Source organism: Entomohabitans teleogrylli, assembly GCF_001484765.1.
Classification (GTDB): Bacteria; Pseudomonadota; Gammaproteobacteria; order Enterobacterales; family Enterobacteriaceae; genus Entomohabitans; species Entomohabitans teleogrylli.
In genome coordinates this window covers 144625-169629 of sequence record NZ_KQ947378.1, presented here as the reverse complement: position 1 = coordinate 169629, position 25005 = coordinate 144625, and the positions used below count along the sequence as shown (strand labels likewise).

Annotated in this window: 20 protein-coding genes; 10 read left to right on the top strand and 10 right to left on the bottom strand. The window is 57.6% G+C overall.

Annotated elements, in window-relative coordinates:
* Positions 1-74 precede the first annotated feature (74 nt).
* The 5 genes from AQ981_RS06360 to AQ981_RS06340 form a co-directional block, all read right to left on the bottom strand.
* On the bottom strand, positions 75-1277 hold the full coding sequence (locus AQ981_RS06360; protein ID WP_154675904.1) for a fimbrial protein: 1203 nt from the start codon (positions 1275-1277) through the stop codon (positions 75-77).
* An 80-nt stretch (positions 1278-1357) separates the two neighbouring features.
* The gene (locus tag AQ981_RS06355) at positions 1358-2086 is read right to left on the bottom strand and encodes a fimbrial biogenesis chaperone (protein ID WP_058910917.1); all 729 of its coding nucleotides are present in this window, start codon (positions 2084-2086) and stop codon (positions 1358-1360) included.
* A gap of 39 nt (positions 2087-2125) precedes the next feature.
* Positions 2126-4699, bottom strand: coding sequence for a fimbria/pilus outer membrane usher protein (locus tag AQ981_RS06350; protein ID WP_058910916.1), 2574 nt, complete (start codon positions 4697-4699; stop codon positions 2126-2128).
* A gap of 94 nt (positions 4700-4793) precedes the next feature.
* Positions 4794-5402: a fimbrial protein gene (locus AQ981_RS06345; protein WP_161969158.1), complete on the bottom strand. Its 609-nt coding sequence runs from the start codon at positions 5400-5402 to the stop codon at positions 4794-4796.
* 183 nt (positions 5403-5585) lie between these two features.
* Entirely contained in the window at positions 5586-6137 is a 552-nt protein-coding gene (locus tag AQ981_RS06340; RefSeq protein ID WP_058910914.1) for a hypothetical protein, read from the bottom strand.
* 1075 nt (positions 6138-7212) lie between these two features.
* Here AQ981_RS06340 and ygjG point away from each other — a divergent pair.
* Positions 7213-8607 carry a putrescine aminotransferase gene (gene ygjG / locus AQ981_RS06335; protein WP_249226274.1) on the top strand — a complete coding sequence of 465 codons (1395 nt, stop codon included), beginning with the start codon at positions 7213-7215 and terminating at the stop codon, positions 8605-8607.
* A 153-nt stretch (positions 8608-8760) separates the two neighbouring features.
* Positions 8761-10779, top strand: a complete 2019-nt coding sequence (locus tag AQ981_RS06330; protein WP_121500627.1) for an oxidoreductase — start codon at positions 8761-8763, stop codon at positions 10777-10779.
* A 62-nt stretch (positions 10780-10841) separates the two neighbouring features.
* On the opposite strand, the gene rlmG is transcribed toward AQ981_RS06330, so the two are convergent.
* Complete coding sequence (gene rlmG, locus AQ981_RS06325) at positions 10842-11975, bottom strand: 23S rRNA (guanine(1835)-N(2))-methyltransferase RlmG (RefSeq protein WP_058910911.1); 1134 nt, start codon at positions 11973-11975, stop codon at positions 10842-10844.
* Positions 11976-12079: 104 nt separating this feature from the next.
* On the opposite strand from rlmG, the gene AQ981_RS06320 reads away from it, so the two are divergent.
* The 7 genes from AQ981_RS06320 to AQ981_RS06290 all read left to right on the top strand — a co-directional run bounded on the left by AQ981_RS06320 (position 12080) and on the right by AQ981_RS06290 (position 19263).
* Entirely contained in the window at positions 12080-12580 is a 501-nt protein-coding gene (locus tag AQ981_RS06320) for a M48 metallopeptidase family protein (RefSeq protein ID WP_058910910.1), read from the top strand.
* Between the two features lie 177 nt (positions 12581-12757).
* Positions 12758-13762 carry a Gfo/Idh/MocA family protein gene (locus tag AQ981_RS06315; RefSeq protein WP_058910909.1) on the top strand — a complete coding sequence of 335 codons (1005 nt, stop codon included), beginning with the start codon at positions 12758-12760 and terminating at the stop codon, positions 13760-13762.
* A 262-nt stretch (positions 13763-14024) separates the two neighbouring features.
* The gene (locus AQ981_RS06310; RefSeq protein ID WP_058910908.1) at positions 14025-14993 is read left to right on the top strand and encodes a TerC family protein; all 969 of its coding nucleotides are present in this window, start codon (positions 14025-14027) and stop codon (positions 14991-14993) included.
* A gap of 176 nt (positions 14994-15169) precedes the next feature.
* On the top strand, positions 15170-15808 hold the full coding sequence (locus tag AQ981_RS06305) for a CDP-alcohol phosphatidyltransferase family protein (protein WP_058910907.1): 639 nt from the start codon (positions 15170-15172) through the stop codon (positions 15806-15808).
* Entirely contained in the window at positions 15805-17568 is a 1764-nt protein-coding gene (locus AQ981_RS06300) for a bifunctional alpha/beta hydrolase/class I SAM-dependent methyltransferase (RefSeq protein ID WP_058910906.1), read from the top strand. The genes AQ981_RS06305 and AQ981_RS06300 overlap by 4 nt, the downstream gene beginning before the upstream one ends.
* A complete protein-coding gene (locus AQ981_RS06295) occupies positions 17561-18886 on the top strand; it encodes a phosphatase PAP2/dual specificity phosphatase family protein (RefSeq protein WP_058910905.1) in 1326 nt (441 codons plus the stop codon). The genes AQ981_RS06300 and AQ981_RS06295 overlap by 8 nt, the downstream gene beginning before the upstream one ends.
* Positions 18856-19263 carry a hypothetical protein gene (locus AQ981_RS06290; protein ID WP_058910904.1) on the top strand — a complete coding sequence of 136 codons (408 nt, stop codon included), beginning with the start codon at positions 18856-18858 and terminating at the stop codon, positions 19261-19263. Before AQ981_RS06295 ends, AQ981_RS06290 begins: the two co-directional genes overlap by 31 nt.
* Before the next feature lie 12 nt (positions 19264-19275).
* Here the strand turns inward: AQ981_RS06290 and AQ981_RS06285 are convergent, their stop codons facing one another.
* Positions 19276-19866, bottom strand: a complete 591-nt coding sequence (locus AQ981_RS06285; protein ID WP_249226273.1) for a DJ-1/PfpI family protein — start codon at positions 19864-19866, stop codon at positions 19276-19278.
* A gap of 276 nt (positions 19867-20142) precedes the next feature.
* On the opposite strand from AQ981_RS06285, the gene sstT reads away from it, so the two are divergent.
* A complete protein-coding gene (sstT, locus tag AQ981_RS06280) occupies positions 20143-21387 on the top strand; it encodes a serine/threonine transporter SstT (RefSeq protein WP_058910903.1) in 1245 nt (414 codons plus the stop codon).
* Positions 21388-21417: 30 nt separating this feature from the next.
* Here the strand turns inward: sstT and AQ981_RS06275 are convergent, their stop codons facing one another.
* From AQ981_RS06275 to uxaC, 3 genes are all read right to left on the bottom strand, one after another.
* A complete protein-coding gene (locus tag AQ981_RS06275; protein ID WP_058910902.1) occupies positions 21418-21948 on the bottom strand; it encodes a YgjV family protein in 531 nt (176 codons plus the stop codon).
* Between the two features lie 83 nt (positions 21949-22031).
* Positions 22032-23519, bottom strand: a complete 1488-nt coding sequence (locus tag AQ981_RS06270) for a UxaA family hydrolase (RefSeq protein ID WP_058910901.1) — start codon at positions 23517-23519, stop codon at positions 22032-22034.
* An 18-nt stretch (positions 23520-23537) separates the two neighbouring features.
* Entirely contained in the window at positions 23538-24950 is a 1413-nt protein-coding gene (gene uxaC, locus AQ981_RS06265) for a glucuronate isomerase (RefSeq protein WP_058910900.1), read from the bottom strand.
* Positions 24951-25005 lie beyond the last annotated feature (55 nt).

Below are 25005 nucleotides of genomic sequence, written 5' to 3'. Positions count from 1 at the left end.
CTTACACCGGTGAATATATCATGATTTATGCCTGCAAATTCTGCTACAGGAATATATTACCGATACTTCAACCATTAATTATTTTCAACGATAGCGATGACCGACCCTCTGACATTGCCTGTAAAAGGCACTCCGGCGCGGGTAATCGCGCCAGTTTGATAATAATGGGCGGTAAAATTAATAGTACTTTGTGAATTAAATACCTCAGACGATTGATTATTCTGTACTTCGCCATGGCTACCGGTGCTAACACGCGTGGTACCGTCAATATTAATCCGCTGCCCATTGTATTGCATGGCAATTTCCAGCCCGTTAATTTTATTTCCCCCGTCATCATAGAGCGTAATATTTTTCTGCATACTCACAGAAGGTTCGCTCCCGGCGTCGGTAAACCGCACTGTCACATCGGGAACCTGGCCGGAGCACTCCAGTTGCAGACTAACCGGTATTTCTGTTCCGGTTACCGGGTTGCCGCCGTTATAGTTATACATATCCGCCGCCCAGCGCCCCATGGCCACATCATAAGTATCGGTGCGCAGCTGGCAGGAAGGGGCAACCAGCGTAATCGCATTCCCCGGGATCGGCATATCTCGTACCGAAGGAAACACGGAAGAATTCACCCCATTAAAACTAATACCATTCACTCCCGGAGCAAGGGCAGTTACGGGTCCATAGGTGGTTAAATTACCGGTTTTTATCAGCTCCGCTCTTGTGGAAACCAATAAACGGCCACTTTCCATCCGATATTTTCCGGTAACGGCATCATATATCGGAAGTAGTATTAGCGAGGGGCGCTGAGATACTGAAACTGTACCGTTATGCGTTCCGCTATATTCTGCACCGTTGTTTAACAATACATTAGCTGCTTCAGCAAAATACCCGGTAGCACCGTTACGACACCCCAGATTAGGATCCATACAGGCCTGCTGATTATTCCACTCATACTTCGCATACATTTTCAGCGTTAAGTTCGCCGCAATATTATTAACCCGCACCGGGATTGCATCCGGAAAAGACAGATTAAAGCGCTGGTGAGTAATCCCTGTATTAAGTGCTCTGCCCCCTGAGTTCGACACACCATTGCCTATGCAATTAATATTGAAATCGAGAAAATTCCCGTAATCCCAGGAATAGATTACGCTACCGTCAGGAATACTATTATCGACCACTATCGTCTGCGGAATAGAAAAAGCGCTGATGGTGTTATAGTCCAGGGTACAGGTACCGGCAATCTCACCGGTCACACTACCAGTATTGGTATACCATAGTACGGTCACCGCATCAGCCAGCGGCGAGAATACCCCGGCCAGCAGTCCGTTGATCAGCCATAGCATCGGTAAGCAAAAGCGCCGTATTTTCACAGTGCCACCCCGGCTTTATATTCCTCACCCACGCCGCCCCAGTCGTGGATACTACTCCAGATCACCGTCAGTTTTCCGGGCTTCAGCGTCTGCGGCAGTAAGTAGCGCATGGTGCCTTTCGGCGGCGCCATCTGTTTTTTATCTTCCAGCCGAATCCCCTTGCCGGCGCCATTGCCCACCGCCAGCTCGCCAAAACTGATATAGAAAGGCGTCGGGTTACTGGCTTTCAGCCAGTTTTTTCCACCCTCCCGCTCTATCGACCAGGTCACCTGCGCCGCCGCCACCCGGGCATCCCCGGCCTGTAACCCGTCCGGGCGCACAAAGACTTTGATACGGTTACGAATAGCCACCAGCAATCGGTTCTCAGAAGGGTTTTTCGCCTTCGGCGGGATCTCCTGAATAGACAGCCAGTACGCCGACTCCCGGTCCTGGGGAATGGCCCCTTTCATGACCACCAGGCGTAATTTGCCCTGGGTGTTGCCTTCCAGTTTCATCACTGGCGGCGTCAGTACCAGCGGAATGTTGCTATCCCCGCCCTGCAAATCCTCCAGCCACGACTGCACCATATAGGTTTCGCTGCTGCCGTTGACAACTTCTACCGCGGTTTCCCGATCCGCTGCATACGCGACCACCCGCGTCAGCAGCGGGCGTACCGCTGCATCAACCTGGCCTGCTAACAACATTCCCGTCATCAGCAGGACGTTCAGTAATGGATTGTGTTTCATAATGGTGTTCTTCCTTCGTTGCGACTTCCGTGTACTGCCCTACCGGCAGTCCACCACAATTTTTTGATGCCAGTTTTCCGGCTGACGCTGAGCCTCGGTCGCAGCGGGTAGCGTAAAACCACACTGCTCCGCCGGATTGTCGCCCCACAGCACTTTCAACGACTGATCGCTACGGGCATCCAGACCGCTCAGATAAGCCAACCCTTTATTACCGACAATACCGGCCTCTTCGTTTTCACCCTGCACATAGACCATAGCGCCCAGCGGTACGGATTTCGGGCTGTGGATTTCCACCATCGCTCGCCGTCCTACCCGGGTAGCAAACTCCAGCAGCACTGCCGCGCCGTCGCTCGGTACTACCTTGCGCGAAGACTCTTTCAGCTCCACGCCCGCGGTTTTGGCGGTATCCAGGGTTATCTGGTTGTAGCGGTAAGGAGTGAGATGCGTCACCATGGCATGACCAAAGTAGTCGGTTTGCGCATTCCCCGATCCGGATACGCCGATACCCGACGCGCCCGGCGTTTTCACTATCGCCACGGTATTGCCCAGTTGCGGCGACAGAATCGCCCCGCCGCCATACAGTGTCAGACCGCCGCTCATCCCTGCGGAAAACTGGGTCGAGTAGCTGCTGCGGCTGGCGCTGCCGCTGATATTGGCCAGACTGCCGTTGTACCCCAGCGAGCCCGACTGACTGTATTTGCCCTGGGTATTGCGCTGTACGTTGAGCGAATAGTTGAGCGTGTTTTCCAGCGCACTGGCGGAATACCCCAGCGACTGGCTGTAGCGGTTATCGCGATCCCGGGTCAGGTTGTAGTTCATAAATCCGTGGTCTTTGCCGCGGGCCGGGCTGCCCAATGGCATGCTGAGCGACAGATTCAACTGGTTATCGCGGGTACTCCCTTCCCGGGTCAGGGTCCAGGAGAGCGTGAGACTGACCGGACCGACGGTAGTCCCGGCGCCGCTGCTGATAGAGGTACTTTTGCGATCGGTGCCGTAAAACCTGTCCTGGCTCAGGGAGGCATACAGGCTACCGTAATGGTTAAGGTTCTGACTCAGGTTCATCTCTACCCGGCTACGCTTGCGCTGATCCCACTCAACATCTCCCCAGTCATAGCCATTGATACTGCTGCGGCTCTGGCGCGACAAAAACTCCTGAAAATCAAGAAACTCTTCGGAGCGGTACTGATAGCCGAGGATCTGCAGTGAAGTATCGGTCGCGTCAAAATAGCGGGCATACAGAAAGCGCAGCGCCGAACCGTCCCGGGTCTGGTCGCCATGCCATTTATCCTGATAGCGGGCGTGAGCCAGTTCAGTGGAAAATGCGCCGATATTGCCGATGTTCCACGCCAGCCCGGCGGACAGGGACTGGTAGTCCTCCGAGGCCAGCGCCGTACCGCTCAGGGTGAAGTGCTCAAAGCCATATTCAATAACGCCGTTCACCAGCGCCGGCTCCTGAGTCCCGGCGCTCTGGCTGCGATATTTCCCCGCCGCCGCGCTGTAACGCAGCGCCCCCGGACGGATCATATTCGGCAGTGCGGTATAGGGGACGCGGAACACCTGGCGCTGCCCGTCAGCCTCCTCCACCGTCACCTCAAGATCAGCCCCCACCTGGGCGCTATATAAATCATCGATGGCGAATGGCCCCGGGGTCAGCGTGGTGCTGTAAATAATATTGCCGCGCTGGCGCACAACCAGGCGGGCGTTGGTGCGCGCGACGCCGCGGATCACCGGCGCATAGCTAAACTGGTTATCCAGCGACATACGCTCGCTGGTCGCCAGAGACACCCCGCTCAGGGGTACTGTACCGGTCATGGAGCCGGAGGTTTTGGTATAAATTTCCCCGATTTGCAGGCTGCTGCGCAGAGTCACGATATCCCGTGCCAGATAGCTACGATCGTGGTTTGACTGCCAGTTTTTACCGGGATTGCGATAGAACGAATCAATACTGTAAAAACGCCACGCTCCCAGCGTCCCGACGCTGTTGAGATTGATATACGCGCTGCGCGACGTCATATCGTCCGCATCCCAGCCATTGCCAGAACTTCCCTTGATGCGCGAATGGTAAAAATAGCCGCGATAAGCTGTCCGCAGGCTGGTCACGCCGTGATCCCACTCCAGCGGCGAAATCATGGTGAAACGCTGACGGTCTACCGCCTCCTGGGGCACGGTGATATTCAGCGTCTGCCGGGCGTCCTGGTATGAGATCTGCGCAGCCGGGATGCGCTGTGTCACATCTTCACAGCGTTCAGCGACCGCATGCGAATCAGCGTCGTCTGCCGCCCAGCCGTCGTAGAGTTCCACTTTTATCCCCAGCCCTTTCAGCTGTTCCCGGGTCAGGCAAGGCTCCACTTTGTGTTGCTCGCCGCCGACAAACCGCACCTCCATATGTTCCGCCAGCCGATCGTTCACCTTCACATCAATGTTCTTCAGCCCTGGCGTAACGGCGTTCTGATAAATAAACACCTCCGGCGAAGCGCCATTTTTATCGCGCAGCAGAAAATCCTCTTCGAAACCCGAATCAGCCATCACCACGGCGGGCAAACAGGCAGAGATCACGCTCAGACGTAACAGCCTGGAGGCGGAAACGTAAAACGAACGTTGGTGACTTTCCATGGCGGACTCCGTTCTTCCTTTCACGGATAAAAGCACGACATATTCCCGGCCTCAGGCCGGGAAAAACTGCCCCGCGCAACGGGGCAGCACAGCATCAGTAATAGGCAATTTCGAACAACGTTTGCGCGGTGACCGCGCCGCTGGTTACCGATGAACCCAGCGCCTTATAGGCCGCCACATAGTTCAGCGTCACACTGCCCGGTGAGCCGGACGGCGGCAGCGCGCTGCCCTGATCGGCGGAAGTCGGCGCAGACAGGTGATCGGCGTTAATGTTGATCTGGGTGGTGCTGTCCGGGCGCAGGATAGCAATCCCGACATCTCCCGCGCCGCCGGAGGTGGTATTACGCAGTACCGCCGGATCGCCAGCCGCTGTCTGGCCGGAAACAAAGCGGGTGTAAACCGTGTCAGGCGTCGAAACGCCCGCCTGGCAGTTCGTCAGGGCAATGGAGAACGGCGTGTGACCAGCATAGCTGCCGGTAGTCGGCAGAGCGGCTACCGTAGCCGGCGGTAAGTTGATCTGCGCGGTTACCGTTCCGCTACTGGAGGTATAGGAGCCCCCGGAGTAGCTGATAGTCAGATCGGCGTCGCAGGCGCTGCTGACCACACTACCAGTAAAGTTAATGGTGCCGTTGGATGCCAGCGCGCTGGCGGAAAATAGTAGCGCGGCAACGGTGACCGGAAGAAGGGCATATTTGAATTTCATAATAAAAACTCCATTTTTCATTGAAAATACTTACCGGCCAGTTTGCTCTGGCAGGTAATTTCCATCATTCATCGATCAGAATTACCAGGGCGTAAAAACCCAACACTTAATAAATAAAGCGGTTATTAAATTAAGGTAAATCAAATCTTTCCTGACGCTTTCCATAAAGGAAACTGTTAAGCACTAGATAACGGTTTTCATTCTCAGCACGTCCCGGCAAATCAGAATGCCGGCCGAATTACATTGCGTAAGACCATACTCACGGTAGACATCGCGCTTGATCTGGCTGAGATATTTAATTGGTAGCTGAGTATGTTTCGATAAATCATCCAGGGACCAGCCATCCCCCAGATAGTTAAATATTTCGATTATCTGCCGGGAAACCTTTCCCTGGCAGAGCCGCTGCGTGCCGGCCTTTTGGATAATATCAACAAAACGTCCCACCGTGATGTTCTTGGGCAGCAGCCAGGGGAAACAGGGGCTGAACATGGTCATCACCGGTATCTCCAGCATAATAATCAGACGGCAGTGGAATAGCTCCGGATAATGAATAAAAAATCGTTTAAGCGATGTTTCATTAACAGCAAGAACAACCACATCGCCCGTTTTAAAATTGAAACCAGAACTCTGGCTGTGCATAAAATAATATTGAGAGTATATTTCAAGATTTTGTGAAATAACCTCCTGCATTCCGGCAAGAAAGAAAACGTCGTCTGAAATAAAGTAATATTTCATTATTATCTCCCTTTCCCTGAGAGAAGTTAGGATCAGATATCTTTTGCAGATGAATCATTTTATCTGCCGCGGGAGATTTTTTGACAATCGTTTAAATCGAATAACCTCAAACTCATAATAGGTAAAACCTATTGATAAGATCAAAATGGTCGCCCGTCGCTATCATTAACGATGCTTACTATTCGTGAATACCGAATATTTCAAACAACGGAGAAATCTTTAAAAAAAAGTAACGGCAAAGAAAAGGTTTGTTTAAATCACGGCCCGGAAGAAAGCGCCGCATCTGGAATTTCAGCGGGAAAATCGGAGTCAGGACATTAAGATGCGATATCTTTGTTCACAAATAATGCTAAAAGGCAACAAAAAAATCAGATCCCAGCTCACAATTAAGAATAAATGAAGTTTATTTAGGAAAATTCCACAAGAAAAGTCCTGGTCAAAACACCTAAAAGCCCCCTTAACGGCCAATTAAAAACGACGAAAGGTTCCTTTTTGCGCGTGAAAAACAGTCATAAAGTTGATTTAGATCATCAAAAAAAGCCTGGCACAGGCATTAAAAGACAAGAAATATCTGACCTAAAAACAGCCGGCAAACTGCACAAAAAACAGCCATAACTATAAAAAACAACCACCTGAAAAACAAATACGCGACCAATCCCCGATATCCCATCGCCAGATATCAAATCGAAATACCAAAGCGCTATCGGGAGGGATTTCTCTGCAAGCCTACAGTGACAAAAATTTCCGAAAAGTACCATTAACAGAACCTAAACGAGAGTCTTTCTGAACATATTGATAAATCGTATGAGCACAACATAAGTCTGTTTTCACCATGATACGGCAAATTTTGCCCTATCCTGATGCCCTTGCCCCACCATAGCGCAGACGCTGAAAAGCGCCGTTTTATGGGTCATAGCGCCAAAACAGGCGCAGCCGCGATTTTATCTGGCTAAAAATTGCGCAAAAGCGCTGCCCTCAGCCGTTTATCCCGATTTTCACCTCTGCCTCCGGAATGGCGCAAACCCTGCAATACTTAAATCAGTATCATGTGATACGCGATCCCCGGGAGCACATTTTGAACAGGTTACCTTCTGGCGCTTCGGCTCTTGCCTGTACCGCGCACGCACTGAACATCATTGAAAAAACCACCCTTAACCACGAGGAGATGAAAGCGCTAAACCGGGAAACCATTGAAAATTTCCAGCAGCACGTTAACCCGGGTTTTCTTGAGTATCGCAAATCCGTCACGGCCGGCGGGGATTACGGAGCCGTAGAGTGGCAGGCGGGCAGTCTGAATACGCTTGTCGACACCCAGGGACAGGAGTTTCTTGACTGCCTGGGCGGTTTTGGCATTTTCAACGTGGGGCACCGTAATCCAGTTGTTGTTTCCGCCGTCGAGCACCAGCTCGCCAAACAGCCGTTGCACAGCCAGGAACTACTCGATCCGCTACGGGCAATGCTCGCCAGGACGCTGGCCACCCTGGCGCCGGGCAAGCTGCAATACTGTTTCTTTAGCAATAGCGGTACCGAATCCGTAGAAGCGGCGCTGAAACTGGCGAAGGCTTACCAGTCGCCGCGCGGTAAATACACCTTTGTGGCAGCCAGCGGCGCGTTCCACGGTAAATCGCTGGGGGCGCTGTCCGCCACCGCAAAAGCCACCTTCCGCAAACCGTTTATGCCGCTACTGCCCGGATTCCGCCATGTGCCGTTCGGCAATATCGACGCTATGCGCACCCTGTTCCAGGAGTGTAAAAAAACCGGCGACGATGTGGCGGCGGTGATCCTCGAACCGATTCAGGGGGAAGGCGGGGTAATTCTGCCTCCGGCAGGCTATCTACCCGCGGTACGCAAGTTGTGCGACGAGTACGGCGCTCTGCTGATTCTTGATGAGGTGCAGACCGGTATGGGCCGCACCGGTAAAATGTTCGCCTGCGAGCACGAAAACGTGCAGCCGGACATTCTGTGCCTGGCCAAGGCGCTCGGCGGCGGGGTCATGCCGATTGGCGCAACGCTCGCCACCGAAGCCGTTTTTTCGGTACTGTTTGACAACCCGTTCCTGCATACCACTACCTTCGGCGGTAACCCACTGGCCTGTGCCGCGGCGCTGGCAACAATCCATGTGCTGCTGGAACAGAATCTGCCGGCTCAGGCTGAGCAGAAAGGGCAACTGCTGCTGGACGGTTTCAATATCCTGGCCCGCGAATATCCGCACCTGGTCGTCGAAGCCCGCGGTAAAGGGATGCTGATGGCAATTGAGTTTTGCGACAACGATATCGGTTACCAGTTTGCCAGCGAGATGTTCCGTCAGCGCGTGCTGGTGGCCGGGACGCTGAATAACTCGAAAACCATCCGCATCGAACCGCCGCTCACCCTGAGCGCCGAGCAGTGCGATCAGGTACTGCGTGCGGCGCGCCACGCCCTGAACAGCCTGCAGGAGACCCAGCGTCAGGCGGCCACGGAAGAAGAGTAAATCCCCTCCCCCGGGTCACCGGGGGATTTTCCCTGCGGCGATTCTTTGAATCCCATCACAATCGCCCGATCGGCCTTTTCTCTTTTCCCACGCGGCGGCTACATTACTAACTCATCCGACCACATAATTAAAACAGAGACTGGAAGAGACATGATGAGCTACCCATCGCTTTTCGCCCCGCTGGATTTGGGCTTTACCACGCTGAAGAATCGCGTGTTAATGGGCTCGATGCATACCGGGCTGGAAGAACGTCCCGACGGCCCACAGCGGCTGGCCGCCTTTTACGCCGAACGCGCCCGCCACGGCGTGGCGCTGATTGTTACCGGCGGTATCGCCCCTTCGCCCTCCGGGGTCGCCATGGCGGGAGGCGCGGTACTCAACGATGCGGCACACCTCGACAGTCACCGGGTGATTACCGACGCGGTGCATCGCGAGGGCGGGAAAATCGCCCTGCAAATCCTCCACACCGGGCGTTACAGTTATCAGCCGCATCCGGTGGCCCCGTCCGCCCTACAGGCGCCGATCAATCGTTTTGCGCCGCACGCCCTGAGCCATGACGAAATCCTTGCCGAAATCGCCGCTTTCGCCCGCTGCGCCGCGCTGGCCAGAGAAGCCGGCTACGACGGCGTGGAAATCATGGGGTCGGAAGGCTACCTGATCAACGAATTCCTCGCTGCGCGTACCAACCAGCGCGACGACGAGTGGGGCGGCGACTACCCACGACGGATGCGTTTCGCCGTCGACGTGGTGCGCGCGGTACGCCGGCAGGTGGGGGAGGACTTCATCATTATTTACCGGCTGTCGATGCTTGACCTGGTGGAAGGCGGCGGCACGCTGGACGAGGCAATCCAACTGGCCCGGGCCATCAGCGAGGCCGGCGCCACCCTGATTAATACCGGAATCGGCTGGCACGAAGCCCGGGTCCCGACCATCGCCACCCCGGTGCCGCGCGGCGCTTTCCGCTGGGTTACCCGCCAGCTTAAAGGCCATGTGGATCTGCCGCTGATTACCACCAACCGGATTAACGATCCCGCCGTAGCGGAGCAAATCCTCGCCGACGGCGATGCGGATATGGTGTCGATGGCGCGCCCCTTTCTGGCCGACGCCGAACTCCTCAGCAAAGCGGCATCCGCCAGAGAAGCGGAGATCAATACCTGTATTGGCTGCAACCAGGCCTGCCTGGACAGGATCTTCGCCGCTAAAATTACCTCCTGCCTGGTGAATCCGCGCGCCTGCCATGAAACGGAAATGGTCATGGCGCCCGCGCAACGGCGCAAAAACCTGGCGGTGGTCGGCGCCGGCCCGGCGGGGATGGCCTTTGCCATTAACGCCGCCGCCCGGGGTCACCGGGTTACACTGTTCGACGCCGCCGCCGACATCGGCGGGCAATTCAATATCGCCCGTCAGATCCCCGGCAAAGAAGAATTCAACGAAACCCTGCGCTACTACCGCGCCATGCTGGCGAAAACCGGCGTAGAGGTACGTCTCAACCAGTGGGTCGCCCCAGACATGCTGGCGGAGGCGGATGAGGTGGTGCTGGCCAGCGGTATTGTCCCGCGTATGCCGCCCATTGACGGTATCGATCACCACAAGGTTCTGAGCTATCTGGATGTGCTGCGCGATAAGAAGCAGCCGGGGGAACGGGTGGCGATTATCGGCTGCGGAGGTATCGGCTTCGACACCGCGATGTACCTCAGCCAGTCCGGCCCCCCCACCAGCCAGAACATTGACGAATTCTGTCGCGAATGGGGCATCGACACCACTCTGCGCCAGGCCGGCGGCCTGCGTCCGGAAGGAGCGAGCCCGACCCGCAGCCCGCGCCAGATAGTGATGCTACAGCGCAAAGCCAGTAAACCAGGCGAAGGACTGGGGAAAACCACCGGCTGGATCCACCGCGCCACGCTGCTGGCCCGCGGCGTCACCATGATCCCGGCGGTGAGCTACCAGAAAATCGACGATGACGGCCTGCACGTGCTGATTGGCGGAGAACCGCAGTTGCTCAGTGTCGACAGCGTGGTGATCTGCGCAGGCCAGGAGCCGCGTCGCGAACTGGCGGAGCCGCTGCGCGCCGCCGGAAAAATCGTGCATCTGATTGGCGGCTGTGATGTGGCGGCTGAGCTGGACGCCCGCCGCGCCATCGCCCAGGGCACCCGGCTTGGGCTGGCGATTTAAATACCGCCGGGCGGCGCGGCGCTGACTGAAGCTCAACGCCGCGCCGGATAACAGCAAGCGGCTTAGTGATGACCTTGACGCTGTTTCACCGCCCGCAGCACGACAAATTTATTGTTCGAGGCCACCAGCGTACAGTTACCGAAGATTTTCTTCAGCTTGCGGTGATAGTCGAGATGGCGGTTGCCGACAATTCGCAGTTCGCCGCCGTATTGCAGGCAGCGCCGCGCATCGTTAAACATCTGCCAGGCGATATGGTCGGTGATAGCATGTTGCTGGTGGAAAGGGGGATTACACAGCACAGCGGCAAAACGATTGGCCTCGATGCCAGACAGGCCGTTATTGACCCGGAACTCACAGCGCTCCAGCGCCGGTTCCAGATTGCGCTCAACATTCAGGCGGCTGGAGGCCAGCGCCATATAAGACTCATCGGTGAACAACACCCGCGCCTGCGGATTATCGGCCAGCAGCGTCATGCCGATCACCCCATTACCACAGCCGAGATCGACCATCTCCCCCTCCATGCCCTGCGGCAGATGCTGAAGAAAGAACCGCGCGCCGATATCCAGAGCGCTGCGGGAAAAGACGTTGGCATGGTTGTGTATCAGCCACGGCGTTCCGTCCAGTTTCCAGTCGGCGGTGGGCGACATTTCCGCCAGCCCTGGCGCCGTGAAAGTGCAGTGAATCAGGCGCGCTTTCTTCCAGGCCAGAGTGGTTGTGGTCGGCCCGAGGATCTTTTCAAACAGCGCCAGAGTCGAGTTATGAACATCCCGGGCCTTTGCGCCAGCGATAATGCGGGTCTGCGGCGTCGCCACCTGGCGCAGCGCGCGTAGCTGATGTTCCAGCAGCGCCAGCTGTTTGGGGATTTTGATCAGCGCCAGCGCCGGCGCGGCGGGCAGCGGCGCCAGGCTATCCAGAAAAGTGACCTGGTTTTGGTCAATGCCGTTCAGACGCAGATTGTGTTCCAGCGCCTGGCGGGCGATAAATGAATCGCTGATGCTCACAGGGCCGCGTTCCGCCAGCGCACAGGCCAGTGCGCCGAAGGCATCATTAAAAATAATTGTCGGGCCGGATGGCGCCTCATGCTGCTGCAGCAGATATTCATCCGCCGCTTCCCACGCCTGCAGCGGGGTCGCGTCCCCCTGTGGCGGGAAACGCTCCAGCGTGAAAAGACGTTCGTTTAACTCGACCTGGCTCATCAGCCCTCCACAATGGTAAAATCCGCGCGTGTTATCCCCTAATTACCGCACAGAGTAAACCTTTTCTTTGTTATCTTCAGCGGCCGGAGAAACGGGACGGAACCATGACCACACTCACCTACCTGCAGGGTTACCCGGCGTCGCTGCTCGCCCAGGTTGAAGCGCTGATCGCCGCAAATCGCCTCGGCGCAGTGCTGAAACAGCGCTACCCGGATCGCCACGTCGTTACCAGCGATAAGGCCCTGTGGCAGTATACGCTGCAACTGAAAAATCAGTTTCTGCGCAGCGCGCCGCCGGTCAATAAAGTGGCTTTCGACAGTAAAATTCATGTGATGAAGCACGCCCTCGGGCTGCACACTGCGGTATCTCGCGTCCAGGGCAGCAAACTGAAAGCCAAAGCCGAGATTCGTATCGCCACTGTGTTTCGCGACGCCCCCGAAGCCTTTCTGCGCATGATCGTGGTACATGAACTGGCGCACCTGAAAGAAAAAGACCACAACAAAGCGTTCTACCAGTTGTGCTGCCATATGGAGCCGCAGTACCACCAACTGGAATTCGACACCCGGCTATGGCTGACCCATTTAGCGCGCTCAGCAACCCCATAGTCAGCCCCTCGTCGTCTGCTCTGTGATTCGCCGCGACAGGGACGAAAGCAGCCTCACACGATAGCGGCATCTCTTTTTCCGCGCCCCGGGCCTGCGTTCTGCGGCGCAGAACACGGGTTTTTGCGCCGCGGCGTGCTAATCTGACAGGAATGACCAACCTGGAGAACGCACCCGTATATGATACGTTTCGCTGTTGTTGGGACCAACTGGATCACTCGCCAGTTCGTCGATGCCGCCCACGAAAGCGGCAAATATAAGCTCACCGCCGTCTATTCACGCAGCCCTGAACAGGCTCAGGCTTTCGCCAGCGATTATCCGGTCGACCATCTGTTTACCTCCCTTGACGAGATGGCCCGCAGTGAGGAAATAGACGCAGTCTATATCGCCAGCCCTAACGCGCTGCACTTTCCGCAAACCCGCCTGTTTCTCAGCCACCGTAAGCATGTTATCTGCGAAAAGCCGCTGGCTTCGAACCTGCGCGAAGTGGAGGCCGCTATCGCCTGCGCCCGGGAAAACGGCGTGGTGTTATTTGAAGCCTTTAAAACCGCCAGCCTGCCCAACTTTATCGCCCTACAACAGGCGCTGCCGAAAGTGGGTAAACTGCGCAAAGTGCTGCTCAACTACTGCCAGTACTCATCACGTTACCAGCGCTATCTCGACGGAGAGAATCCCAATACCTTCAATCCGGCCTTCTCTAATGGTTCGATCATGGATATTGGCTTCTACTGCCTGGCCAGCGCTATGGCGCTATGGGGCGAGCCGTATTCGGTCAGCGCCAGCGCCAGCCTGCTGGACAGCGGCGTCGACGCGCACGGTACTGTGGTGATGAACTATGGCGATTTCGATGTCACCCTCCAGCACTCAAAGGTCAGCGATTCGGTGCTGCCCAGCGAAATTCAGGGGGAAGCCGGTTCGCTGGTGATTGAGAAAATCTCCGAATGCCAGCGCCTGTCCTTTGTACCGCGCGGCGGCAAAGCCCAGGATCTGACCCAACCGCAGCACATCAACACCATGTTGTATGAAGCGGAAACCTTCGCCCGACTGGTAGAGGAAGGGGAAGTGAATCATCCGGGGCTGGCGGTGAGCCGCAGTACCGCGAAACTGCTCACTGAGATTCGCGCGCAAACCGGCGTAACCTTCCCGGCGGACGATATCGATATCAGTAGCGGGGCCACGGCGTAAAGCTGTGTAAAAGTCTGCGGAGAAGCCATTGACCAGGTGAATGACCTGTAATATTTTGTTAAATGCAAAGGGGAGTAACTTCATTGCCGGTGGATCGTCATGACGAAGCGTAAGCTTCCGGTCGCCGGGCAGTGTCGAATGGTTTCCATTCTACGTTGTAAGTGAGACCTTGCCGGAAGGCGAGGTCTATGCAGCGTAAAGCAAAGCGGCTGGCGTCTTCCGACGTTGGCCGTTTTTGTTTTGACCTGAAGGAAACTCTCATATGCATAGTGTCGGCTCTCCACTGTTGTGGGGCATCTTCGCCGTCGTCGTTATCGCCATGCTGGCGGTCGACCTGTTGTTGCAGGGGCGCCGCGGCGCTCACACCATGACCATGAAACAGGCCGCGACCTGGTCGATTGTCTGGGTCTCTCTGTCTTTGCTTTTTGCCGCCACGCTGTGGTGGTATCTGTCCGGCACCGCCGGGCGCGAGGTGGCCAACGCCCAGGCGCTGGCATTCCTCACCGGTTACATCATCGAAAAAGCGCTGGCGGTGGACAACGTCTTCGTCTGGCTGATGCTGTTCGGTTACTTTGCCGTTCCTCCCGCGTTACAGCGCCGGGTACTGATCTACGGGGTACTGGGGGCGATCGTTCTGCGCACCCTCATGATCTTCACCGGCAGTTGGCTGATTTCGCAGTTTGAATGGCTGCTGTATATCTTCGGCGCCTTCCTGCTGTTTACCGGCGTTAAAATGGCGTTGGCCAAAGAGGACAGCACAACCGGTATCGGCGACAAACCGCTGGTGCGCTGGCTGCGCGGCCACCTGCGCATGACCGATAAGATTGAAAATGAGCGCTTCTTTGTGCGCAAAAACGGTTTACTGTTCGCCACGCCGCTGCTGCTGGTACTGATTCTGGTCGAACTGAGCGACGTGATTTTCGCCGTAGACAGTATCCCGGCTATCTTCGCTGTCACGACCGATCCGTTTATCGTGCTAACTTCCAACCTGTTCGCCATCCTCGGCCTGCGCGCCATGTACTTCCTGCTGTCCGGCGTGGCGGAGCGTTTCTCGATGCTCAAATACGGGCTGTCGGTCATTCTGGTGTTTATCGGCGTGAAAATGCTGATCGTCGACATCTACCATATCCCGATCGCCATCTCCCTTGGCGTGGTCGCCGGTATTCTGACCCTGACGCTGATGATCAATGTCTGGGTGAATAAGCGCAATGACCGGATAAACGCCCGCTAATCCCAGCCACCGGGGCGAAGATAGTCTGATTTTTCAGCATCAGTCATGTCGCTTTGCCCCATTTAGTGGTTAGATAGAACGCATGTCATTCACCGCGGGCCGGATGCCCGCCGTTGGTTCCCGCAGAGCCGCGGCGTTTCGTCGCGGCCCGCAGTACATACCGTCAGGAGACAGGGATGACCCTCTATGACATTAAACCGCGCTTTCAGCAGTTGCTGCGTCCCTGCTTAATCTATCTGCACCGCCGGGGGATCACCGCCAACCAGGTCACCGTGGCCGCGCTGGCCGCCTCGTTGCTGACGGGTCTGTTGCTCTGCCTGTTCCCCCGGCCGGCGCTGTTTATGATCCTGCCGCTGTGGCTGTTTATACGTATGGCGCTCAACGCCATCGACGGTATGCTGGCGCGGGAGTTTCACCAGCAATCAAAACGCGGCGCGTTACTCAATGAAGCCGGCGATGTGATATCCGATGCCGCGCTGTATCTGCCTTTCGCCCTGCTGCCCGGCGCCCAGCCGGCGCTGGTGGTAATCGCCGTGCTGCTGGCCGTGCTCACGGAATTCTGCGGTGTACTGGTACAAACCCTTGGCGCGCCGCGTGGCTACGGCGGTCCGCTGGGCAAAAGCGATCGTGCGCTGCTGTTCGGCGCCTACGGTCTGTGCATCGGCCTGTGGCCATCAACCCTGAGCTGGTCGCCATGGCTGTTTGCCCTGGCGGCGCTGCTCTGCGCCTGGACCTGCGTCAACCGCTGCCGCCGCGCCCTGAATACCGACCCCGGGGAGCCCGGGAAACATCCTCACGAAGAGAAATCATCATGAACATGGAAAGTCGCACCTGCGAACAACAGACGTTTACCACCAGCGACGGCGTCGCGCTATTTTACCGCCACTGGCCGGCGCTTCAGGAGACTCCGCGGCGGGTGGTGGTCATGTTTCACCGCGGCCATGAGCACTCCGGGCGTCTGCAGCATATTGTCGATGAGTTGGGTCTGACGGACAGCGCCTTCTACGCCTGGGACGCCCGCGGCCACGGCCACTCGCCGGGCGAGCGCGGTCACAGCCCTTCCGTCGCCCGTTCAGTGCAGGATGTGGACGAATTCGTTCGTTTCGCCGCCGCCCACAGCCAGTTGCCGCTGAGCGAGGTATTGGTCATCGGCCAGAGCGTCGGCGCGGTGCTGGTCGCCGCCTGGGCCCACGACTATGCGCCAAAAATCCGCGGCATGATCCTCGCCTCCCCGGCCTTTAAAGTGAAGCTGTATGTGCCTTTTGCCCGCCCCGGTCTGGCGCTGATGAAACAGTTTCGCGGGCTGTTTTTCGTTAACTCGTATGTGAAAGGCAAATACCTCACCCATGACCCACAGCGGGTGGCCAGCTTCAACAGCGATCCGCTGATTACCCGGGCTATTGCGGTGAATATCCTGCTGGAGCTGTATCAGACCGCCCGACGGGTGGTGGATGACGCCGCCGCGATTACTCTGCCGACCCAGTTGCTGATTTCCGGCGATGATTTTGTAGTACACCGGGCGCCGCAGTTGCGCTTCTACCAGGGCCTGCGCAGCCCGGTCAAAGAAGTGCATCTGCTGGAAGGCTTCTACCATGACACGCTGGGCGAAAAAGATCGCCAGCAGGCCTTTACCCGGATGCGTGATTTTATTGAACGGCTATATACCCTACCCCGGCAAGCCCATGATTACCAACAGGAAGATCGCTGGAGCCCGAGCGCCGACGCCTGGCGCCTGCTCCAGGTGCCGCCGGGGCGCTTCACCCCCAAAGGGCTGTACTATTCGGCGCTGACGCTCGGCCTCAACACCCTGGGCCGCGCCTCCAGCGGCCTGCGCCTCGGCCTGGAGAGTGGGTTTGATTCCGGCAGTACGCTCGATTACGTCTACCGGAACCAGCCGCAGGGCAGCGGCATTTTCGGGCGCGTGGTGGACAGAGGCTACCTGAACAGCATCGGCTGGAAAGGGATTCGGGTGCGCAAAACCCATCTGCAGCAGACTATCGCCCACGCCGTGAAGCAGTTGCAGGAAAAACAGCTACCGGTGCGGGTGGTGGATATCGCCGCCGGCCACGGGCGCTACGTGCTGGATGCCCTGGCCGGGCTGAACGGCGTCGAGTCGATCCTGCTGCGCGACTACAGCGAACGCAATATTGAGGCCGGGCAGGCGATGATCGCCGAACGCGGCATGGCGCAGCTGGCGCGCTTTGAAAAAGGCGACGCTTTTAACTACCCGCAACTGGCGGCGCTGGACCCGGCGCCAACGCTGGGCATCGTCTCCGGCCTGTATGAGTTGTTCAACGACAACCAGCCCATCCGGGCATCGCTGGCCGGACTGGCCGTCGCGATCCCGCCCGGCGGGCTGCTGATCTATACCGGGCAGCCCTGGCATCCCCAACTGGAGATTATCGCCCACACGCTGACCAGCCACCGGGACGGTATTCCCTGGGTGATGCGTATTCGCTCCCAGGGCGAGATGGATGCCCTGGTCGAGGAGGCCGGCTTCGAAAAATGCCAGCAACTGATTGATGAATGGGGCATTTTTAGCGTGTCGCTGGCGGTGAGACGCCACCATGAGTGATTGCCTACTGCCTGCCCATGCACCGCGCCGCGCTCTGTGGTGGCGCGGGGTCGGCTGGCTGGCGCTGCTCGGGCCGCTGTTTTTTATTACTTATGGCCAGGTTAACCAGTTCACCGCCGGGCGGGAAAATATCGGCAGCGTGGTATTCGACTGGGAGCAACATATTCCTTTTCTGCCCTGGACAATTGTCCCCTACTGGAGCATCGACCTGCTGTATGGCCTGTCGCTGTTTGTTTGCACCTCTTTCCGGGAACAGACCCGCCACGCCTGGCGGCTGATTGCCGCCTCGCTGGTGGCCTGCGCCGGTTTTCTGCTGTTCCCGCTGAAATTCAGCTTCGTGCGCCCGCCCGGCGATGGTCTGTACGGCTGGCTGTTTCAGCAACTGGAGATGTTCGATCTACCCTACAACCAGGCGCCGTCGCTGCATATCATGCTGGCATGGCTGCTGTGGCTGCGTTTCTGGCCGCACCTGCGCCCCGCCTGGCGAGCGGTGATGAGCGGCTGGTTTGCGCTGATCGCCGTTTCGGTGTTAACCACCTGGCAACACCACGCCATCGACGTGGTCACCGGTCTGCTGGCCGGCGCGCTGGTCAGCTATGCGATTCCGGTTCACGGCGGCTGGCGCCGGGTGACGCCTGACGCCAGAGGTCGCAGACTGGCGCGGCGCTATCTGACGGCGGCGCTGGTCTGTATGCTGATAGCCCTGTGGTTTCCCGCCTGCTGGCTGCTGTGGTGGCCGGCGATTGCTCTGGCGCTGGTGGCGCTGGCTTATGCCGGGCTGGGGGTTGCGGTGTTCAGAAAGCGTCCCTCAGGCCAGCTTTCCCCCTCTGCCCGCCTGCTGCTAATGCCCTGTCTGGCGGGGGCAAAGCTCTCCGCGCGCTGGTTCATGCGCCGTCTGGCACCGGTCAGTGACGTGGCTCACGGATTGTCTATCGGCGGTTATCCGTTCGGCGCCGTCAGCCAGCCGGCGGTACTGGACCTCAGCGCCGAACTGGCGCGCAGCCGCTTTCTGCGTCGCAAAGATTACCACTGCGTACCGATGCTGGATTTGGTGGCGCCGGACGTACGGCAACTCGACAGCGCCGTCACCCTCGCCGATACGCTCCACCAGCGCCACGGCGCGCTGTTGATCCACTGCGCGCTGGGGCTGTCGCGTAGCGCTCTGGTCGCCGCGGCATGGTTACTGAAACGCGGCCTCGCCGCCACCCCGGCCGCCGCCTGCGAACAGGTGCGACATCACCGCCCGCAGGTGGTGCTGCCGGCAGATTTTCTGAAGGTACTTGAGCAATGGCACAACCAGAACACCACGATCCGCTAAGTCAGCCCGCCGCGCTGCGGGTGCTGACGATTCATCTGGCCAGCTGGCGCTATCTCAGCGCGCTAACCCTGCCGCCGCTGCTGCAGGTGGTTCTGGCGCCATCCCCGGGCGGCGCCCTGCTGCTGGGGCTGATTTTACTGGCGCACTACTTCTGCTGGCGGCTGTGGCTGGATGAGCGGCTGTTCCGGGTACTCCGCGCAGACCACGCGTCGACGTTTGATGCGGCGCTGGCTGCGCTGTGGAAAACCACACCCGGCGCCGCGCCGCGTACCATGGCGCAGCGCTGGCAGGGCGCGCGACGTCTCCTGCGCCAGGCACTGGGCGCAACGCTGGCGCTGTGGGCGCTGTGGCTACTGATGCTGTGCTTTCCCGCCTGACTGCGCGGTGGCTCAGCGCGCAAACGGATCGTTCTGCGCATCGTCATTCCACAGGTATTCCATACGCTCAGCGATCTCCAGCGCCTGTTCGCGCCCGCGAAAATCAGCCACTGCCTGCAGGGCCATGTCGATACCGGAGCTGATCCCGGAGGAGGTATAAAATTTACCGTCCCGCACCCAGCGGGCGCGGGGTTGCCAGAGTACCCGATCATTAAGCGACGTCACCCAGTCGAAAGCGCGCTTATTACTGGTGGCGCGCAGCCCGTCCAGCAGCGGAGTGGCGGCCAGCAGAGCTGAACCGGTACACACCGTCATACACAGCCGCGCCAGCCCGACCTGACGCTGTAGCCATTCCAGATATTCGCTATCGGCGCACAGACGGCGGGTGCCCTGACCGCCGGGGATCAACAGCGCTTCAAAGCGGGGCACCCCAGCAGGCTCAGTCACCACCGTGACGCCGTGAGAGCTGATCACTTCACCGCCGCTGCGCGAAATAAAACGCAGCCGACAGTCCGGCACACAACCAAACACTTCCGCTGGCCCCATCGCATCCAGGGTCTCGAAATCATCAAACAACAGTACTGCAATTGTCGTAATGGCCACCTGGTTTCTCCTTGTACATCGGGGATCAGATATTCACTAAGTGAACATAATGAAAATTGATTATTTTTCACTCACAATTAGTGTCATTTATGTCACAAAATTGTTCCACAACCGTTACATCCTGCGGTAGATGTCGTAATTTTTAGTGGTTGCATCTTTTCGACGCGTGACTTTTCTTTATACTCATTCAGGCAAACATACTTTTTTACATCCTGTTGTATACGTAACAAAGAATACGCTCACGGGACAGGACCACAACACCACAGGAAAGATGGAATGACAACACAAGGTTCAGCGGGATTTTTTCAACGCCTTGCCCGGGGCAGTCTGGTAAAACAAATTTTGATAGGGCTGGTGCTCGGGGTCATTCTGGCCACCGTCTCCAAACCCGCAGCGCTGGCTGCCGGCCTGCTGGGTACGCTCTTCGTCGGCGCTTTAAAAGCCGTCGCGCCGGTACTGGTGCTAATGCTGGTCATGGCTTCGATCGCCAATCACCGCCAGGGGCAGAAAACCAATATCCGCCCGATTCTGGTGCTGTATCTGATAGGTACCTTTGCCGCGGCGCTGACTGCGGTGGTGGGCAGCTTCCTGTTCCCCTCTACGCTGCATCTGGCCACCGGCGCGACAGACATCACCCCGCCGTCCGGCATCGTGGAGGTGATGAAAGGGCTGCTGATGAGCATGGTTTCTAACCCGATCGGCGCTCTGCTTAACGCCAACTATATCGGTATTCTGGTCTGGGCGATTGGCTTTGGCTTTGCGCTACGTCACGGGAGTGAAACCACCAAAAGCCTGATCAATGATGTTTCACTGGCCGTCACGTTCATTGTTAAAGTGGTGATTCGCTGCGCGCCGGTAGGTATCTTTGGCCTGGTCGCCTCCACGCTGGCGGAAACCGGCTTCAGCACGCTGTGGAGCTATGCGCAACTGTTGATGGTACTGGTCGGCTGTATGCTGGTGGTGGCGCTGGTCATCAACCCGCTGCTGGTTTACGTTAAAATTCGCCGCAACCCGTACCCGCTGGTGTTTGCCTGCCTGCGCGAAAGCGGTGTGACCGCCTTCTTTACCCGCAGCTCCGCCGCTAACATCCCGGTTAATATGAACATGTGCGAAAAGCTCAACCTGGACCGTGATACCTATTCAGTATCGATTCCGCTGGGCGCTACTATCAACATGGCCGGCGCGGCGATCACCATTACGGTGCTGGCGCTGGCGGCAGTCCATACCCTGGGGGTTCCGGTGGACCTGCCGACCGCGCTGTTGCTGAGCGTCGTGGCATCGCTGTGCGCCTGTGGGGCATCCGGCGTGGCGGGTGGCTCTTTGCTGCTGATTCCGCTGGCCTGCGGTATGTTCGGTATTCCGAATGAAATCGCCATGCAGGTGGTGGCGGTGGGCTTTATCATCGGCGTCCTGCAGGACTCCTGTGAAACCGCCCTCAACTCCTCGACTGACGTCCTGTTCACCGCGGCGGTCTGCCAGGCGGAAGACGCGCGTCTGGCCAGCAACGCGCTGCGCAACTGATGTTCCGGCTCCCCGCCTGCGGGTGGGGAGCTACGCTTCCTTCTCCACCCGGAACGGATCGATACCGCGCTTCTGCATACGCCAGAAACGAATGATGTTCATGCCGTTGATCACCAGAAAACTCCCTTCAATCATGGTCCCGCCGATCGATCCCAGCCACAGGTTATGGCTCATCCAGCAGGCGGTGGAACACCACATCACACAGCGCGTCGTCAGTCCGCGGGTGCGAAACAGCGCCCAGGTACTGGCTACGGTGCCCGCTATCGGCAGTAATTCCATCCCATGCTGTAGTTTCGCCAGCCCCAGTCCCAGCGTCAGGACAATAAAGACCGCCATCACCCACAGGCTGCGGGTGCGCATGGAAATCACGGTACGCAGCGCGTTAAGCTCGGCGCTCATACCCGCCGGTATCGCCCCCATCAGGAAAAAATGCCCGCCAATTACTGCGCTGTAGACCGACAGCTGTAGCCGGAAGCGCCTCTCATCGCGGTTAAAAAACGTGGTAATCCCGATGAGAAATGCCACAACGCCGACCCCCTGGGCCAGCCAGTCAATATCCATGTCGATCCTTGATCTACCGATGCTAAAAGTAAAAAACGGCGCCGGTGAACACCGATACGCCGTTTGTGCAACCCACGTTCAGACTACAGCGTGACGCCGCTTTTGAAGATAGCCAGCTCGCGGAAATCGTTGCGTTCATTACAGGTTTGCCTGCCGCTGGCGATCGCCGCCACGGCATCAATGAACTGTTCCAGCAGTTGCGGCATCGCGGTGCCATGCAACAACTGACCCGCGTCGAAATCGATCCAGTGTGGCTTCTTCGCGGCCAGCTCGCTATTGGTGGCGATTTTCACCGTCGGCACAAAGCCGCCGTAAGGCGTGCCGCGCCCGGTACTGAACAGTACCATATGGCAGCCGGCGCCAGCCAGCGCGCTGGTGGCGACGGCATCATTACCCGGCGCGCTCAACAGATTAAGGCCCGGTGTTTTCAGGCGCTCGCCGTAGTGCAAAACATCCATCACCTGGCTCTGGCCGGCCTTCTGGGTGCAGCCGAGGGATTTCTCCTCAAGGGTGGTGATACCGCCGGCTTTATTCCCGGGGGACGGGTTTTCATAAATGGGCTGTTGATGGGCGATAAAGTACTGCTTAAAGTCATTCACCATCGCCACGGTCTTGTCGAATACCGTTTCGTCGTGGCAGTGGCTCATCAGAATGCGCTCTGCGCCGAACATTTCCGGGACTTCAGTCAGCACCGTGGTGCCGCCGTGGGCCACCACATAGTCGGAAAAACAGCCCAGCATCGGGTTAGCGGTGATCCCGGACAGTCCATCCGAACCGCCGCACTCAAGGCCAAACTTCAGCTCACTCAGTTTTCCCGCCTCGCGCCGATCGCCGCGCATCGCGTCATAAAGCCGCTGTAGCGCCTCCACGCCGGCTTCCACTTCGTCATCCTGCTGTTGGCAGATCATAAAACTCACCCGGCTGTCGTCGTACTCGCCGAGAGTGTCGCGAAACGCATTTACCTGATTGTTTTCACACCCCAGCCCAATAACCAGCACCGCGCCGGCATTGGGGTGGCGCACCATATTTTGCAGCATAGTGCGGGTGTTGAGATGGTCATCGCCCAGTTGCGAGCAGCCAAACGGGTGGCTGAACAGATGCACCCCGTCAATGTCCGTCGCGTCGTGGTTGAGCTTTAAAAAACGCTGCTGGATCTGGCGGGCAATGCCGTTCACACAACCTACCGTCGGCAGGATCCACAGCTCATTGCGGATCCCGACATCGCCGTTAGCGCGCCGGAAGATCTGCACTTCGCGATCTGCCGGCTGGGTTTGCGCATCATGAAAATCAGGTTGATAGCTATACTCATCCAGATCGCTCAGATTGGTGCGTGCATTGTGTGAGTGAATATATTCGCCAGGCTGAATAGCCATCAGCGCATGGCCAATCGGCAAGCCGTACTTAATGACATTCTCTCCCTGAGCAATGGCGCGGATGGCGAACTTATGACCCCGCCCCACCGCCTGAGGCAGAGTAAACGCGTTACCGTCAACGGTCACTACCGTGCCCTCCGCCAGGTCCACTAACGCGACGGCCACATTGTCCAGCGTATGGATCTTAATGTATTGCATATCAACCTCGGTAACGCCTTAGTTCAGTTCAATGGCAAAGTAGTCGCGCGCATTGTTAAAGCAGATGTTTTTCACCATCTCGCCCAGCAGATTGATATCCGCCGGCGCTTCGCCCGCCGCTACCCAGCGGCCAATCATCTGGCACAGAATGCGCCGGAAATATTCATGGCGCGTATACGACAGGAAGCTGCGGCTGTCGGTCAGCATCCCGACAAAGCGGCTCAGCAGACCCAATTGCGCCAGTTGCGTCATCTGGCGCTCCATGCCGTCCTTCTGGTCGTTGAACCACCAGCCGGAACCGAACTGCATTTTTCCGGGTATCCCTTCGCCCTGGAAATTGCCGATCATGGTGCCCAGTACTTCGTTATCGCGCGGGTTCAGACAGTAAAGGATGGTCTTCGGCAACAGGTTTTCTTCGTTCTGCTTGCTCAGCAGCTTAGAGAGCTCTTCCGCCAGCGGACGATCGTTGATGGAGTCAAAGCCGACGTCCGGCCCCAGCAATTTGAACTGGCGCTGGTTATTGTTGCGCAGCGCGCCGATATGGTACTGCTGCACCCAGCCGCGGCGGGCATATTCCGCCCCCAGCCATACCAGCACCGCCGTTTTGAATTGCGCGGTTTCATGCGCGTCCGGGGCGCTCCCTGACAGGCGGCGCGCCAGAATCGCGTCCAGCGTCGCATCGTCTGCTTCGGCGAACAGCACTACGTCCAGCGCGTGGTCAGACACCTTACAGCCGTGAGCGGCAAAGTGATCCAGGCGCTTACTCAACGCGGCCTGCAGATCGCTGAAGCGGCGAATCTCGACGTCCGCGGCGGCGGCCAGCTTGCCGATATAGTCAACGAAAGTGTCCTGTTCGATGTTAAACGCTTTGTCCGGGCGCCAGCTGGGCAGCACTTTAATGTCGAAACTGCCATCTTCGGCCACCTGGCGGTGATAGCGCAGATCGTCGATCGGATCGTCGGTGGTGCCGACCATTTTCACGTTCATCTGTTTCATGATGCCGCGGGCGGTAAAATTGTCCTGCGCCAGCAGCGCGTTACATTCGTTCCAGATCTCTTCCGCGGTGGCCGGCGAAAGCAGTTTGCCGGTGATGCCGAACGGACGACGCAGTTCCAGGTGGGTCCAGTGATACAGCGGGTTGCCGATGGTATGCGGCACCGTCTGCGCCCAGGCCTCAAACTTCTCGCGATCGCTGGCATCGCCGGTGCACAGGCGCTCAGCAACACCGTTGGAACGCATCGCCCGCCATTTATAGTGATCGCCCTTCAGCCAGATATCATACAGGTTTTTAAAGCGGTAATTCTCAGCGACCTGCTGCGGCGGCAAGTGGCAGTGATAGTCGAAAATCGGCTGATCTTTGGCGTAATCATGGTACAGACGGCGGGCAAATTCGGTGTCCAATAAGAAGTCTTCGGTCATAAACTGAGACATAGTGGTTCATCCTCCGGATGCGTTATTCGAATACTTGCACATAATGCCACTAAAG